This is a genomic window from Paenibacillus sp. GCM10027626 (genome assembly GCF_042676285.1).
Taxonomy (GTDB): domain Bacteria; phylum Bacillota; class Bacilli; order Paenibacillales; family Paenibacillaceae; genus Paenibacillus_Z.
Genome location: NZ_JBHTHC010000001.1, coordinates 569,988 through 584,585 on the forward strand (window position 1 = coordinate 569,988; position 14,598 = coordinate 584,585).

General features: G+C 46.2%; 16 protein-coding genes. 12 read left to right on the forward strand and 4 right to left on the reverse strand.

The window, feature by feature from the left end; genetic code table 11:
• The first annotated feature begins 16 nt into the window (after positions 1-16).
• Genes ACFQ0N_RS02715 through ACFQ0N_RS02725 form a run of 3 tightly spaced genes read left to right on the forward strand, consistent with a single transcriptional unit; the run spans position 17 to position 2,506 of the window.
• Positions 17-886 (forward strand): carbohydrate ABC transporter permease, encoded by an 870-nt coding sequence (locus ACFQ0N_RS02715; RefSeq protein WP_379322800.1) that lies wholly within the window; start codon positions 17-19, stop codon positions 884-886.
• 11 nt (positions 887-897) lie between these two features.
• Positions 898-2,001, forward strand: a complete 1,104-nt coding sequence (locus ACFQ0N_RS02720; RefSeq protein ID WP_379322801.1) for an efflux RND transporter periplasmic adaptor subunit — start codon at positions 898-900, stop codon at positions 1,999-2,001.
• Positions 2,002-2,020: 19 nt separating this feature from the next.
• Positions 2,021-2,506 carry a hypothetical protein gene (locus ACFQ0N_RS02725; protein WP_379322802.1) on the forward strand — a complete coding sequence of 162 codons (486 nt, stop codon included), beginning with the start codon at positions 2,021-2,023 and terminating at the stop codon, positions 2,504-2,506.
• A 71-nt stretch (positions 2,507-2,577) separates the two neighbouring features.
• Here ACFQ0N_RS02725 and ilvB read toward each other — a convergent pair whose 3' ends face one another.
• Positions 2,578-4,296 (reverse strand): biosynthetic-type acetolactate synthase large subunit, encoded by a 1,719-nt coding sequence (ilvB, locus tag ACFQ0N_RS02730; protein WP_379322803.1) that lies wholly within the window; start codon positions 4,294-4,296, stop codon positions 2,578-2,580.
• 863 nt (positions 4,297-5,159) lie between these two features.
• On the opposite strand from ilvB, the gene ACFQ0N_RS02735 reads away from it, so the two are divergent.
• The 6 genes from ACFQ0N_RS02735 (at position 5,160) to ACFQ0N_RS02760 (ending at position 9,394) form a co-directional block, all read left to right on the forward strand.
• Positions 5,160-5,702: an STM3941 family protein gene (locus ACFQ0N_RS02735; RefSeq protein ID WP_379322804.1), complete on the forward strand. Its 543-nt coding sequence runs from the start codon at positions 5,160-5,162 to the stop codon at positions 5,700-5,702.
• Positions 5,703-5,715: 13 nt separating this feature from the next.
• On the forward strand, positions 5,716-6,255 hold the full coding sequence (locus ACFQ0N_RS02740) for a restriction endonuclease (RefSeq protein ID WP_379322805.1): 540 nt from the start codon (positions 5,716-5,718) through the stop codon (positions 6,253-6,255).
• A gap of 119 nt (positions 6,256-6,374) precedes the next feature.
• Complete coding sequence (locus ACFQ0N_RS02745) at positions 6,375-6,821, forward strand: DUF5946 family protein (protein ID WP_379322806.1); 447 nt, start codon at positions 6,375-6,377, stop codon at positions 6,819-6,821.
• Positions 6,822-7,102: 281 nt separating this feature from the next.
• A complete protein-coding gene (locus ACFQ0N_RS02750; RefSeq protein WP_379322807.1) occupies positions 7,103-7,864 on the forward strand; it encodes a MerR family transcriptional regulator in 762 nt (253 codons plus the stop codon).
• Positions 7,865-7,929: 65 nt separating this feature from the next.
• Entirely contained in the window at positions 7,930-8,664 is a 735-nt protein-coding gene (locus ACFQ0N_RS02755) for an ABC transporter ATP-binding protein (protein WP_379322808.1), read from the forward strand.
• A complete protein-coding gene (locus ACFQ0N_RS02760) occupies positions 8,651-9,394 on the forward strand; it encodes an ABC transporter permease (RefSeq protein ID WP_379322809.1) in 744 nt (247 codons plus the stop codon). The genes ACFQ0N_RS02755 and ACFQ0N_RS02760 overlap by 14 nt, the downstream gene beginning before the upstream one ends.
• Positions 9,395-9,466: 72 nt before the next feature.
• On the opposite strand, the gene pdxR is transcribed toward ACFQ0N_RS02760, so the two are convergent.
• Positions 9,467-10,867 carry a MocR-like pyridoxine biosynthesis transcription factor PdxR gene (pdxR, locus tag ACFQ0N_RS02765; protein ID WP_379322810.1) on the reverse strand — a complete coding sequence of 467 codons (1,401 nt, stop codon included), beginning with the start codon at positions 10,865-10,867 and terminating at the stop codon, positions 9,467-9,469.
• A 122-nt stretch (positions 10,868-10,989) separates the two neighbouring features.
• Here pdxR and ACFQ0N_RS02770 point away from each other — a divergent pair, with 122 nt between their 5' ends.
• The gene (locus ACFQ0N_RS02770) at positions 10,990-11,961 is read left to right on the forward strand and encodes a proline dehydrogenase family protein (RefSeq protein ID WP_379322811.1); all 972 of its coding nucleotides are present in this window, start codon (positions 10,990-10,992) and stop codon (positions 11,959-11,961) included.
• Here the strand turns inward: ACFQ0N_RS02770 and ACFQ0N_RS02775 are convergent.
• Positions 11,951-12,505, reverse strand: coding sequence for an AAA family ATPase (locus tag ACFQ0N_RS02775; protein WP_379322812.1), 555 nt, complete (start codon positions 12,503-12,505; stop codon positions 11,951-11,953). The two genes, ACFQ0N_RS02770 and ACFQ0N_RS02775, sit on opposite strands and share 11 nt — an antisense overlap.
• 99 nt (positions 12,506-12,604) lie before the next feature.
• On the opposite strand from ACFQ0N_RS02775, the gene ACFQ0N_RS02780 reads away from it, so the two are divergent.
• The gene (locus ACFQ0N_RS02780; RefSeq protein ID WP_379322813.1) at positions 12,605-12,895 is read left to right on the forward strand and encodes an alpha/beta fold hydrolase; all 291 of its coding nucleotides are present in this window, start codon (positions 12,605-12,607) and stop codon (positions 12,893-12,895) included.
• A gap of 133 nt (positions 12,896-13,028) precedes the next feature.
• Positions 13,029-13,799 carry a class I SAM-dependent methyltransferase gene (locus ACFQ0N_RS02785; protein WP_379322814.1) on the forward strand — a complete coding sequence of 257 codons (771 nt, stop codon included), beginning with the start codon at positions 13,029-13,031 and terminating at the stop codon, positions 13,797-13,799.
• A gap of 648 nt (positions 13,800-14,447) precedes the next feature.
• Here ACFQ0N_RS02785 and ACFQ0N_RS02790 read toward each other — a convergent pair.
• Complete coding sequence (locus ACFQ0N_RS02790; protein WP_379322815.1) at positions 14,448-14,579, reverse strand: hypothetical protein; 132 nt, start codon at positions 14,577-14,579, stop codon at positions 14,448-14,450.
• Between the last annotated feature and the right edge of the window lie 19 nt (positions 14,580-14,598).

The window sequence follows — 14,598 nt, forward strand, 5'->3', positions numbered from 1 at the left end:
GCGGGAGGAATGAACGATGGCTGCTGCTCGTCAATTAATACTGACACTGCTGATGACCGTATTGGCAATCGGGATGCTGTTCCCGGTTATGCTTACAGTCACAAACTCATTTATGACAGAAGCGGAAATCGGCCATAACTATCACTTGCTCGGTCAAATGGGCGGTACAATGCCAGCTGCAGCAGAGACATTTATCAATTTAAAGCTGCTGCCGGATTGGTTCACATTGCGCCAGTATGCGGAGGTGCTTATTGATCAGCCCATATTTCTGCAGATGTTCTGGAACAGTGTATTTTTCGTGCTGCCGATTATCGCCGGCCAAGTGCTCGTTGCCTCTCTTGCTGCCTATGCCTTTGCCAAGCTGCGCTTCCGAGGGAGGGAACCGTTATTTTTCCTCTATCTGCTGACGATGCTGATGCCTTTTCAAGTGACGCTCGTCCCCAATTATATGATTGTGGAGCGGCTCGGACTGATGAATACGCCAGCCGCAGTCATTTTACCTGGAATATTTAGCGCATTTGGCGTCTTTATGCTGCGGCAGTTTATGCTTCAAATCCCTACAGCCTATATCGAAGCGGCCAAAATCGACGGGGCGAGTCAAGCACGTATTTTTGCCCAACTGATCGTACCGCTTATTAAGCCGGGAATGGCCGCATTGGTCGTTTTGCTGTTTGCAGACAATTGGAATATGGTAGAACAGCCGCTCATTTTTTTGGAGGAATCCTTTAAGCAGCCGTTATCCCTATATTTGGCTCAAATTAATGAAGGCGCACGAGGGGTCGCTTTTGCTGCCGCTGTCCTTTACATGGCCCCGATGGTGCTGCTGTTCTTATATGCGGAGTCTTACTTTGTCGAAGGGATTCAGCTGACTGGAATTAAAGGTTAGGGGGTGAAAAAGTGGCCATCATAGACAGCCGCAAGCGGAAAATTCGTCTGTTATCGATAGGGTTCGCCGCCTTGCTTATCATCTGCACGATGCTGGGCAATACAATTATGGCGCTGACGCTGCCCAAGGTTGTCGTGACGACGGCTCGGGAAGGGGAGCTTACCCATTCCTTTCAAGCAAGCGCTGTGCTGCACTGGGCTGTGGAAGCAGATTTAGCCGGCGATGCAGGCAGGAAGGTAGCCCAAGTACATGTGAAGAAAGGGGAGGCGGTGCGCAAGGGGCAGCTGTTGCTGACTTATGATACGAACGAGGCGAAGGAGCGGATTTTGGAAGAGCAGGCCGCACTGCAAAAGCTGCAATTGGCTCGGGAAGGGGAGAAAGCAGGCTTTTATGAGGCGGCACAGAGCGGAGATGAGAAGCTCATCGCCGAAGCAAAGCGGCTGCTAAAGCTAAGTGAGATTGATCTCAAGCAGCAGCAGCGCAAAATCGGCCAATTACAGCAGCAGCTGTCCGCTAACCGTATGCTCACCGCTCCATTCGATGGGATCGTTGTACAAGTGAATTTGCAGGAGGGGATGGCATCGACAGGCGCCGGTTACGAGGTGCGTTTAGCCAGGCGGGAATTAGGCGTGCAATTTGAGTTTGCCGCACCCCCGGAGCAGGCGGATCTGCTTGCAATCGGTGAAGTGATTGAGGTGTGGGCCAAAAGAGAGGGGGCTCAGCAGTTTGAAGGAAAAATTGAAGCAATCGAGGCCGCAGACCATGGCGATGAGACGACTGCCAGCTCTCAGAACAAGCGGGTGAAGGTTACGCTGCAGGATGAGCGGCTGCACGCGGGTGAGCGAGTAGAGGTTAGGCTTGAAAGGAAGACAGCGGACGTTCTGCTGCTGCCGAACAATGCGATCCATTCGGAGGGTGAAGACCGCTACGTGTGGACAATTGAAACGAGAGACGGCCCGCTGGGGAATGCCTTTTATGTGCGCAAGACCGCTGTTACTGTTCTCGATGCTTCGGATACGGAGTCGGCGATCAGTGAAGGGCTGTTCGCACAGGAGCAGGTTATTCTGGAAAGCAGCGAACCGTTGCTTGAGGGAGAGCGGATTCGGATGCCTTAATTGCGAAGGAGGAGTTGATATGGAGGGGGAAACAATAGCTATCCATAATATTAACGCTGGCAGTAATACAGTTGAAATTAATCAACAAGCGAGAAGAGCCTTTTTTAATGACGGCATATTGTTGGCGATTCAATGTGAAATCGAAGATTTGAAATACGTCACAATCGCTGATATTCAAAATGTTCATTTATTCATCATGTCAAAAGTGGATACATGGGGCCTGTATCAAAAAATAGAATTAACTATACTGGGCAGCAATATCGTATTTAGTGCTTATGGCAGTATACAAGAAATGAATGAGTTCAAGACAGGTTCAAACGGCGAGTCTACGTTCGTTGCATTAATGAAGGAAACCGCTGGAGAGAGCGGGTATATTTTTGAGTATGCAAATAATAACTTTAGATTATCAATTATAGAAAAAGTAACAAACGAACCTCATGATTTTACCAATTTTATTCTTAGAATTGAAAAATTAGTTATGGACTCAATGGATAAGCTTAAGTGAATCTTGTTAGAAACCAATACATATTGCTGCGGCTCAGCGCTTTTTTTTCGCCCAGGGCCGCAGCCTTTGAATTACTCAAGATCGCCGAGTATCATTTGATCCAATGTTGTTCCGGCAAGCACCATAGGATATACATTCTCTTCCATCGGTACGACAAACTCTGTCAGTACAGGCCCTCGTGTCTCCATAGCCTCCTGCCAAATCTCGGCTGCTTCGCGTTTCGTGCTTGCTCTTAAGCCCTTAATACCATAAGCTTCTGCCAATTTCACGAAATCGGGGCTTCCCGCCAAGTCTATGTGGCTGTATCGGCGCCCATGGATAAGCTCTTGCTGCTGCTTAACCATCCCCAGTACTTGATTGTTAATGACGACGATTTTGACTGGAATATTAAGAATCGCACAGATCGCCATCTCTTGTGCACACATCTGCATTCCTCCATCTCCGTTTATAGAGATGACAAGGCGGTCGGGATTGCCGATTTGGACACCGATCGCGGAGGGAAAGCCGAATCCCATCGTTCCGAGGCCTCCTGAAGTAATTAGTGAGCGGGGATGGTTGAATTTATAAAATTGGGCCACCCACATCTGATGCTGGCCTACATCTGTGGTAATAATCGCCTCTCCCCGGGTCGTTTCATTGATCATCTCTAGCACAAATTGCGGTTTAAGCTCTGAATCGGAATCTTTGTATCGCATCGGGTACCGCAGCTTGTTATCTTGAACATGATTAATCCAGCTGCGAGATTGAGCAGGGACCGCTCTCGTATTAGCAGCTTGCAGCACTGTCTTTATATCTCCGATACAGGCAATGTCCGTTCTAATGTTTTTTCCGATTTCGGCCGGATCGATATCGATATGGGCAATGAGCCTGGCATGCGGCGCAAAGCCGTCCGTTCTCATGGTGACCCGGTCGTCAAATCGTGAACCGATTGAAATAATCAAATCAGCATGCTGGATCGCCATATTCGCCGCATAAGTACCATGATGGCCCGGCATGCCCAGCCAAAGGGGATGGGCGCTCGGAAAGCCGCCCAAACCGAGCAAGGTGGTTGCCACCGGAATTTGCGTTTGGTTTACGAACTCAAGCAGTTCCTGCGAAGCATTGGAATTTACGACTCCGCCTCCGGAGATAATGACTGGTCTTTCGGCTTGTGCAATTGCCTGAAGCAATTTATCAATTTCGGCGGAATCCGGGGCAGGATCGGCATTGTAGCCCCTTAATTCAAGCCGGTCGCACGGCTGAAACAGCATTTTATGATTGGATATATCTTTCGGAATATCGATCAATACCGGCCCCGTTCTTCCAGTGCTTGCAATATGGAAGGCTTCATGAATAATGCGGGGAAGGTCGTGTACGTCGCGCACAGAATAGCTGTGCTTTGTGATCGGCATCGTGATGCTGATTATATCAGCTTCCTGAAAGGCATCCGTACCCATAACGGTCGTCGGAACGTTGCCAGTAATAATGACAAGCGGCACCGAATCGGCATAAGCGGTGGCAATTCCTGTTACCAGATTGGTGGCGCCAGGTCCGGAAGTCGCGAGGCATACGCCTACTTTTCCTGTTGAACGCGCATAGCCGTCCGCTGCATGAATCGCTCCTTGTTCATGTCTGGTCAAAATATGTTTAAAGTCCGGGTTGTCCGCCATTGCGTCATAGATATAAAGGACATTTCCTCCCGGGTATCCAAATACACATTCTACACCTTCCAGCAGCAAGCCTCGCAGCAGCATCTCCGATCCATTTATGAAATGTTGAGGGTCATTCGTGTAAGCAGATGTAAAAGTCATCTTCGCATCCTCCTTAAATAAAATAAAACCCCTCCCGTTCCTCCAGACACAAGCAGGCAATTGCCGTTGTGCCAGAAGGGACGAAAGGGGAAATTTCGCGGTACCACCCAGGTTCACCGGTAACCTTGCGGAAGCCGGTCTTATGAGGTAAGAAAGTTCTTACCTGCAGCACGATAACGAGTGCCCATCCGTTTGAGCCTACTGATCGGGCAGCTGCAATCCAATCCGATGTTCGGTCAAAAGCTCCGAGACGACATCTGATAAGGAATTATGGCAAAGGTTTCAGCAATCCCTCTGCTCTCTGGACATAAACGGCCTCATCATTTATTCTCTTCATTGCTTTTTGGTATATAAACATAAATAACCCCTTCCGTTCCTTCAGACACAAGCAAGCAATGCTATGCGCCAAAGGGACGAAAGGGGGAAATTTCGCGGTACCACCCAGGTTCACCGGAAACCTTGCGGCTGCCGGCCTTATGAGGTAAGAAGTCCTTACCTGCAGCACGATAACGAGTGCCATTCCGTTTGAGCCTACTGATCGGGCAGCTGCAAACCGACGTTCGGTCAAAAGCTCCGAGACGACCGCTTACCAAGGGCTTAAGACAAAGGTTCCAGCAAATCCTCTGCTCTCTGGACATAAACGCCTTCGTAATGTTTCTCTTCATCGCCAATTATGATGGAATCCATATTAACATAATGAGCATCTTTTTTCAAATATTCAGAAAAAATTTTCTATTCGATCGTGTAGCTCTTTCGTGTAAGATAGAGAGGATAAGGAATCCGCATAAGCGCCAACTAGGCTGCCTTTGCCGAACAATTGAAAATAAACTAATAGTCGAATAGCGAAAGGAGCGGTTTCCGGCGTGCGAGCTGTTGATTCTCAACCATTAATCATCTATCCAAATGTGAAAAAAATGGTCGGCTTGACCATAGCGGCGCTTATATTCGTTGTTTTAGGCATCATTTTTGTTGCAGTGGCGTTAACGGAGCAGGAATCTGCGGGTGCGTTAATGGCAATTGGCATCATTTCGATCCTCTTTTTCGGCGCTTGTCTGCTCTATTTTATGTATCGGTTGATCAACAAAAAGCCGTCTCTTGTTATCGATGAGGAAGGGCTAACTGACAATTCCTCCTATATTGGCGGCGGGAGACTGCTGTGGACAGACATCAAAGAGATCAAGCTGTATATGTTTATGGGGCAGCAGTTTATCGGCATCGAACTGAATGACAATCAAAGCTATCTTGACCGGCAGAGCGGCTTGAAAAAAATGCTGATGGGTCTTAATCGAAGCATGGTTAAAGCTCCAGTCAATATCGCGCAAAATTCGTTTGCGATTCCGCTTGATCAGCTTTGCAGCTACATGGTCAGTATGTGGGAAAAAGCCGTTCAGCACCAAACGGAATAAATGAGGTAGAGGCATGCAAGAAATATTGATTACCGTTGCCTTGATTATTGCTGTAGTTATCATCGTCCGATTGACCTTTCGAACGGGCAAAATAAAGACGCTGGACCCTTACAAGGTGACGATGAAGCACATTGACAAGATGGATGACGGCAAGGAATTTGAAGAATATTTATTTCGTCTATTTAAAGCTTTGGGATACGCGGATACATACAAGACCGTGAGTAGTCGGGATTTTGGCGCAGATGTTGTCTTCTCGGATCGCGATGGCTGCCGCTATGTCGTGCAAGCTAAGCGGTATGCGGTCTCCAATCCAGTCGGCCTCGGTGCAGTGCAAGAAGTGTATGCTTCGATTAGATATTACGGTGCCGAGAAATCGTTAGTAATTACGTCTGGTTATTTTACCGAAGCATGCGAAACTTTGGCTGCTTATAATGGCGTGAAGTTGTTGGACCGCGACGATCTTGACGAAATTATCCGGCTATTTAAAGCGCGCAAAAACGAGCAGGCCAAGGATATTATAGAGGAAGAGCCGTATATGATCCATGATGAATGACCTCCGAGGCTGCATCAAGATCTCCCTCTCTTTTATATTGACATTGACGTTACGTTAAGTTCTATAATGTCCTTTAAGGGGATCCGGTAAAATGGTGCATTTAGGAGGGTAGTTTCAACATGGTAGATAATCGTACGGTGATGGAGTCTGGAAGATGTACGGAGTGTGGAGCGAAGGAGACTGACGGTTTTTCTTGTTACGAATTGTTTGGTTTTCCCCTTGTTTGGGAGCATAATGATCCAGAATTGTATGCTCTGCATTTTTGGCTTGTATCATGTTATATGATTCAGCATCCATCCAACTTCACGGAGGAAGCTTACGCACAGTTGGTTCGTTTATTTATAGAAGCTTATGATCATGGTTGGGAAACTTCATATATTCAAAAGAAAAATCGAGAGTCAGTAATCAATGTAGAGAAAATAGCCAATCCGCTCCCAAACAAAGAAAGACGGCGCATGTATAAATTCTGGTCAATGACTATTGAAGACATCTACCTTGGCGGTGAGGAGAAGGCAATCACAAATTTAATGAAATGGAGAGAGCAGATGCGATCTGAATTGAAGTGAGGCTTTTCCCGGTTTTCGGTAAAAAGTTCGGAGAGGGTTAGCACCATAAAGCCGTTCAAAAAGACGTGTATTTTTATCTTTTTGTCGGTGCTGCGTAGCGGCAGGGGTATTTGATGCAGGGAAATGAGCCAGAAAAGACGATTTTGACAGTTCTTAATGGAAATCATCCAGATAGTTTGGAACAAACCGAGCTTTACATTGGTTATAATAAAAACCCTCTACTATAACACCAGACTTTTGAGTGATGATATAGTGCAGGGAGATGGAGGTGGCAGGATTGCATGAATACCTATAAAACAGCAGAAATAGCGCACAGCATTGGAATTCATCCCAACACTGTGCGGCTTTATGAGGAACTTGGACTTATTCCTAAACCGAAACGGAAAGCGAATGGTTATCGTGTTTTTACAGATTTCCATGTGGAGCAGCTTAAATTCGTGAGAACGGCTCTAAAAGTCGAGGTTTTGCAAAACGGTCTGCGAAAACAAGCAATTGATATTATTAAGACCTCGTCTGCCAGAAATTTTGACAGAGCTAATATTCTGACGGAGCGTTATTTACAACAAATAAAAAGAGAACAAAGAAACGCCCAAGAAGCGATAGCGATTACAGAAAAGCTGTTGTCAGGTGAAAATCAAGAACCGAGCAACGCTATTTTGACCAGAAAAGAAACGGCTGATCTTCTGCAAATCTCAATGGACGCTTTAAGAAATTGGGAAATGAATGGTTTACTGACTGTGAAACGAAAGCAAAATGGTTATCGCGTTTATACCGATGAGGATATTAGGCGTCTGAAAATAATACGCTCTTTGCGCTGTGCAAATTACTCCCTTGCAGCAATTTTACGGATGCTGAATGCTTTATCCAGTGATCCCAAAGCAGACATACGAGAGGTAATTGATACACCCGAAGAAAATGAAGACATTATCTCCGTATGTGATAAACTGCTTACATCCTTACAATACGCCGAGAAAAACGCTCGAGTGATGCTCGTTCACCTTGAGGAAATGAAAAAGCAATTTACAACAAACCCTACACTTTAACACCAGACTTTACTCTGGTGTTATTTTATTTATGCAAAGAGAGAATTCAGGAGGGATTTGATAACGTGGAAACAACTATCAAGGTAGAAAACTTGAGCAAGTCATACGCCAATGTCAAAGCAGTTGATCATCTAAATCTATCGATTTGTCGCGGTGAAGTGTTCGGCTTGCTGGGCGCAAACGGTGCAGGCAAAAGCACCACCATTGAGTGTATATTAGGCACGAAAAAACAGGACAGCGGAACCGTATCCATTTTGGGAATGAATCCGCAAAAAGAACGAAAAAAACTGTTTGAAAGGGTCGGTGTTCAATTTCAAGAAGCCAATTACCAAGAAAAAATAAGGGTGGTGGAACTTTGTGAGGTCACTGCGTCCCTTTACAAAAACGCACTGGATTACAAGAGCTTGTTAAAACAATTTGGGCTTTCAGACATGCTGAAAAGCCATGTAAGCGAGCTATCGGGAGGACAGAAGCAACGACTATTCATCATTCTTGCGTTAATTCCAAATCCCGAAGTTGTATTTTTAGACGAGTTGACCACCGGACTTGATGCGAGAGCCAGACGGGATGTGTGGAAAAGCCTTTCCGACTTAAAAGCAAAAGGGCTAACCATTCTGTTGACCTCTCACTTCATGGACGAAGTGGAAGCTCTCTGTGACAAAATCATGATTCTGAAAAACGGGAAAAGCATTTTTTACGGGACAGTACAGGAAGCGGTTGCGGCCAGTCCTCATGAAAAATTTGAAGATGCATATCTTTGGTATACAGACGAGGAGGAAGAAGAAAATGAGTGCATTTAAAGCCCTGCTCAAAACAGAGTGCAAACTATCGCTGCGCGGGATGGACATGTTCATCTTTGCGATTTGCATGCCTGTCGTCGTAGTGATCATTTTAGGTGCGGTTTTCGGAAATAAGCCAGCTTTCGATGGCACTGCTTATACCTTCCTGGAACAATCCTTTGGAGCGGTGGCGACGATTGCTATTTGCGCTGGAGGAGTTATGGGACTTCCTTTAGTGATATCCGATTACCGAAGCAGGAGGATACTAAAACGCTTTAAGGTAACGCCGACCAGTCCCGCCCTTATCTTAGCAGTACAAGTTGTCATCTATGCGCTTTATTCCATCGTTTCACTTATCCTTGTTTATATGACTGCAACCATTTTCTTTGGTTATCAATTTCATGGCTCATGGCTACAATTTTTAGGCGCATACTTACTGGTCATGCTGTCTATGTTCAGCATAGGACTATTGGTGGGTGGAATGGCACCAAACATGAAAACAGCAAGTGCTTTAGCCAGCTTGCTATATTTTCCAATGCTCATTTTTTCTGGTGCTACCTTACCTTATGAAGTCATGCCTGCGGCGCTTCAAAAAGTGGCCGATCTATTGCCGCTGACACAGGGCATTAAGATGTTGAAAGCCGCTTCACTTGGCATTCCAATGGATAGTGTTATCATTCCCGTGGTTGTGATGATTGTACTTACAGTAATATGTATGTGTATATCTCTTCGCTTTTTCAAATGGGAATAATTCGCCAATCCCAAGGGGTATTGGTATGTACAAGTAGGGCCCGGGAAGCGGCTCCCTGACCCTACTTGCAGTTCATCTGGTAATAACCAGCCGCAAACGCCTCACTCCCTCAGCAATTTCCTCTTCCGTTACATTCCCATACCCCATAATGATGCGATTTTGCTGCTTATCCTTTTGAATGGCGTGGATTTCTACAGGATAAACTTTGACCCCTGCCTGTTCTATTCTTTGTAACATTGCCGATGTAAACACGAGCCCCGAAAATTCAGCAACCAGATGCAAACCGGTAGAATGCCCATGGATCGTTACTTGATCGGCAAAATACTGTGTCAGGGAGCGGATCAAACAATCCCTGCGCCGCCGATATACTTTTTTCATTTTGGCAATGTGACGATCCAGGTGTCCTTCATCAATAAAGCGGGCGAGAATCAGCTGTTCCAGTGATGGCGTATGCAAATCGGTCAGCCACTTCAGGCTGCGGCCGCGTTCTATAAGGGAATGGGGAAGAATGATATAGCCCATCCTGAGCGCGGGTAACAAATTTTTACTGAAAGTGCCAATATAGATAACGCGATCAGGATCCAATCCCTGCAAAGAGCTTATCGGAGGGCTTTCATAGCGGAATTCACTGTCATAGTCATCCTCGACAATATAACTGCCGGCGCTTCGTGCATATTGAATTAACTGGACGCGGCGCTGTATAGGCAGCACGCCACCAAGTGGAAACTGATGTGATGGGGTGACATATACGAAGCCTGCTTTTTTATTAATAGGTAGCAGATCGGTTCGGAGTCCGTACTGGTCTACCGGAACAGGCTGCAAAGTCGTACCCGGCAATGAGAAAATCGTATGAATCTCATGTGTGATGGGATCTTCAACAATAACTTCTGAACCAGGGGTATGCAACAGCTTCGCAATCAGTGAAAGTGCCTGAGTAGCCCCTGTAGTAATGATCAGTTGTTCGGGATCGCAAATAACCCCTCTTGTTTTAAGCAAATAACGCGCTAAAACGACTCTTAGTTCATGGCAGCCTTCTGGTTGCCCGTATCCGAAAGTCGCGTCGGCTGCATCATTATAGATCTGCTTGGCAAGCTGTCCCCATAATCTTCGCGGGAAAAGATCCAACGCAGGAATACCATGACGAAAATTGATGATATCCCCGTGTTCTTTCTCCGAGTCCGCTGCTGGATTGCAAGGTATAACCCATTCATGATCGAGACGTTCAAGATATATCCCTTCTGCAACATAGGTTCCCGAGCCGTGACGGCCTTCAATAAATCCCTCTGCAAGCAGTTGTTCATATGCTTCGACAATAATATTTCGCGACACCTGAAGATAAGAAGCAAGTTCCCTCGTACTGGGGAGCTGTTCCCCGCATTGCATTTCACCCTGCAGTATTTTTTTGCGAAACTGCTCATAAATCTGCCTATATAACGGAATGCCGGATGTACGATCAATATCAATCCATGTCATTTGATCAGTCCTTTAAAGTGGTACTATGCAATATGGCCAAGAGTGGTTCTTTAATAATCCACTTTAACACGGTAAGGTGAACATTGGGAAGGGCGAATCAATGATATTGGAGATGATAATGAATGAACGACAACGAACTGCAGCTTTTGGCAGCGAATGCGCTTAAAACGATTGCCCGCAATGAGCAAATCAAATCGTATATTCAAGCATCGGAGGAATTATACCCGCTGCTTTTTCGTGCCGCACAGCGGTTTATTGCCGGTTCGACGAGGGAGAGCGCGCTTGTGGAGGCACTGAATCTGATTTCGAAGGGTTATCGCGTGTCCTTGGAATATATAGGAGAAAATACTTCAACCGAGCAAGAATGTATTGCGGCAAAAAATGAGTTTTTGCAGCTGGCGCATGCCGCTGGCAAGGCAAGGCTGCAAACTGCAATTTGTCTTGATCTATCACATATCGGTATGATTATTGACGCGGAGCTTGCGTATAGGCATCTGGCAGAGCTGGCGCTGACAGCAGCCGATTATGGAAGCACTGTTATGATTAGCGCAGAGGAATCGCATAAAACAGATCAAATTCTCGGATTGTATAAAAAGACAAGCAAGGTATGTCCCAATGTCGGCATTACACTTCAAGCTCATTTGCACCGTACAGAGCGTGATCTATTAGACATTTTGCCTTATCATGGTCGTATCCGGCTTGTTAAAGGAGCCTTTCAGGAGCCGAAGGAGATTGCACTTCCCCGGTCACAGGAACTGAACGACAGATACCTTCATTTGGCGGAAATGCTAGTATCATCGGGGCGTCCTGTCTCGATTGCCACCCATGACGAAAAGATCATCGAGGAAGTTTGCCAGCGCGGCTATTTAGCGCAGCCCAATGTAGAGCTGGAAATGCTGTACGGCATTCGACCCGACCGGTTAAAAAAACTGAAAGATGAAGGGTATCGAACAAAGGTTTATGTTCCCTACGGTCAAGAGTGGCATTTGTACTTTTTTCATCGGCTTGCCGAATATCCGCCGAATATTTATCGGGCTATTGCCGATATGACGACGCCGGATACTTTCAAGAAGTCTTTATACTTCAACTGTTGATCACAAAGTCAGCCCGTTGCCCGACATCCAGCTTCGGGACTTCAATCAGCTCGTAGCCAAGCTCTGTATAAGTCTCAACCATAATTCGATATGTGGCGACCGCTTCGTCAAAACCTTGCAGCCTTTCATGATCAGTATGGTAAATTTCTTCCCACGGGGGCAGGATAAACACTTGCTTACAATACCGATAGTTCTGAACGGCTGCCGCCAGTTTGTTTGAAATAGGGATGCTGATGAGTTTGGAGTATGCAAGCGTATCAGGAATGCCGCGATCAAAAAATAAGCGATGATCTTTAGGCTGTGCCATTGCCTCGAGGTAGCTTTCAATGGAATGATCCAGCATGCGATCGCGATATTTGGTTGTATTCTTCCAAGGCAGCGCATCGCCATTCAAGGAAATTTCCGATTGGATAATTTCTCTTGCCACTTCTGGTACGTACCTTTGTCCTCTACGTTTCATTTCGTGTAATAATGTGGTTTTGCCAGCACCTGGCCCGCCAGTAATGATAATAAATTGTTCATTGATCATCTGGTGATCGTTCATGTATCGTTATGCCTCCTGTACGAATTATTTTTGGTTGAGAAGCAACGCAAAGGAGAAGGGGGTTCTATCATTTTAAAGGTACGAGGTGAAGAATAGCAAGTGAGATATTGCGCGGCGGCTAAACAAGTCAAGGCTGCCCAATCACTTGGGGACATGCCGCTTATTGTAGTAACAGGGGGGACACAACCTCATCATACACCGGAATCATGGAGCTATTGGATGAAGTTCCAACAGGGAATGGCTAAGCTCTCTTCGAAAAGCAAACATATTATCGTTGAAGATGCCGGGCATGCAATCCATGTTGATCAGCCTGATGCGGTTATTAATGTCATTAAAGATATGGTTGCCTGGGTCAATCGTACACAGAAAATTGGGGCCGTTTTGTGTTGAGCGGCCTTTTATCGGTGTTTACTATAGGTGAAAACTATAAAGATATGGTTTCTTTATATTTCCTGAAAGTCGTCTCTTATGATAAATTGAGAGTCAGTTGGGATAATGTTATGTGGAAAAGGAGAGGGTGCAAATGAGTTCAGAACATACGTGGAACCCGGAATTATACGATAATAAGCTGGGCTTTGTCGCTCAATATGGAAAAGGCGTTGTTGAGCTGCTGCAGCCTAAAGCCGGGGAAACGATACTTGACTTGGGCTGCGGCACTGGGGATTTAAGTGTGGAAATTGCCAAAAGCGGTGCGAAGGTAGTCGGTATGGATTTGTCAAAAGAGATGATTGAGCAGGCGAGAGAGAAATACGACGGCGTGGAATTTATTGTAGGCAATGCAGAAAGCTTTGTACATGAAATCACCTACGATGCGGTATTCTCCAATGCTGCCCTGCACTGGATGAAAAATTCAGCCCCAGTCATCCAAGCTGTTCATCGCGCTTTGAAGCCGGGCGGCCGTTTTGTTGCTGAATTAGGCGGAAAAGGCAATGTTGAGTCAGTCGTGTCGACAATAACCGATGTGCTTACCCAAGATTACGGAATCGACGCGGACCAGCGCAATCCGTGGTATTTCCCGAGTCTTGGCGAGTATAGCAGCTTGCTGGAGCAGGCAGGATTTCGGGTCATCTATGCGGTCCATTTTGACCGTCCGACGAAGCAGGCTGATGGCGAGGCCGGGCTTTCCCATTGGCTTCACGGCTTTGCCGGGGACGATTTTTTCAGCGACTTCAGCCAGGCTGACAAAGAGCAGGTTTTTGAAAAAATTTCTGCACGGCTAAAGGATGAGCTGTACGCTGATGGATCGTGGTATGTAGATTATAGGCGCTTAAGATTCGTTGCACTGAAAGAATAGCAGGCTAGTACCGATCAAAAAGGATGGAGCAGACCAAACGGTCTGCCCCAACCCGGCTTATTGCGCAGGACTCTCGAATCGGAAGACGAACAAAGACGGTCGTTCCAACCTGCGGTATGCTTGTAATTTCGAGTCCATAATGCTTACCGTACATAAACTTGATGCGTTTGCAAATGTTTGATAAGCGAATGCCCCGCGACCCGCCATCAGGCTGCAGATTGTCGCAGAAAATACTCCTCTGTTGATTATCCAGAAAAAGTAATATATACGGCTCAACCTTAGGATCTGTGCTTGACTTCCTTTTCCCCACAACTAACTGGATTTTATGTAGGTAGAATACCCAGAACAGACGATTTTTGCGGTCTAACTGGAAATCATCCAACTAGTTCGGGCCAAATCGAGTCTATCCTTCTCTATCTCCCATTCTAACTGTAGGTTTTCCATCTAGTCCAATTATCTAGCGAACAAAACAAAAAACGAACTGTAGAAAATCCATTTAGTCGGCCAATATGAATAAATCCCCAGCCAAAAGGGGCTATTCTACAAGTTTGTTTTAATCTTTTGAAACTTATAGTTCAGCCGGGGCCGGAGACGGGTCTGGATAGGCGATTTCGGCTGGCAGCAGGCCATAGCGGAAATTGTCAATAATCAAGTAGCCGCTGCCGTTTTGTCCTCGACTGTCAGTTTGAGCCCTTGAATGCCGAACAGTGCGGATGCGCCTCGCAGATCTGCCTGGGACAGTCCTTTATCCGTATAAGCAGCGTCAAGCAAATACGGCATGCGGTACCATCCGGCCGCA

Excerpts from the sequence above, each read along its gene's own strand:
- pdxR (WP_379322810.1), bottom strand. The coding sequence starts at position 10,867 with ATGACATGGATTGATATTGATCGTACATCCGGCATTCCGTTATATAGG.
- ACFQ0N_RS02745 (WP_379322806.1), top strand. The coding sequence starts at position 6,375 with ATGGTAGATAATCGTACGGTGATGGAGTCTGGAAGATGTACGGAGTGT.
- ACFQ0N_RS02725 (WP_379322802.1), top strand. The coding sequence starts at position 2,021 with ATGGAGGGGGAAACAATAGCTATCCATAATATTAACGCTGGCAGTAAT.
- ACFQ0N_RS02785 (WP_379322814.1), top strand. The coding sequence starts at position 13,029 with ATGAGTTCAGAACATACGTGGAACCCGGAATTATACGATAATAAGCTG.
- ACFQ0N_RS02790 (WP_379322815.1), bottom strand. The coding sequence starts at position 14,579 with ATGCCGTATTTGCTTGACGCTGCTTATACGGATAAAGGACTGTCCCAG.
- ACFQ0N_RS02740 (WP_379322805.1), top strand. The coding sequence starts at position 5,716 with ATGCAAGAAATATTGATTACCGTTGCCTTGATTATTGCTGTAGTTATC.
- ACFQ0N_RS02750 (WP_379322807.1), top strand. The coding sequence starts at position 7,103 with ATGAATACCTATAAAACAGCAGAAATAGCGCACAGCATTGGAATTCAT.
- ACFQ0N_RS02775 (WP_379322812.1), bottom strand. The coding sequence starts at position 12,505 with ATGAACGATCACCAGATGATCAATGAACAATTTATTATCATTACTGGC.
- ilvB (WP_379322803.1), bottom strand. The coding sequence starts at position 4,296 with ATGACTTTTACATCTGCTTACACGAATGACCCTCAACATTTCATAAAT.
- ACFQ0N_RS02760 (WP_379322809.1), top strand. The coding sequence starts at position 8,651 with ATGAGTGCATTTAAAGCCCTGCTCAAAACAGAGTGCAAACTATCGCTG.
- ACFQ0N_RS02770 (WP_379322811.1), top strand. The coding sequence starts at position 10,990 with ATGAACGACAACGAACTGCAGCTTTTGGCAGCGAATGCGCTTAAAACG.
- ACFQ0N_RS02715 (WP_379322800.1), top strand. The coding sequence starts at position 17 with ATGGCTGCTGCTCGTCAATTAATACTGACACTGCTGATGACCGTATTG.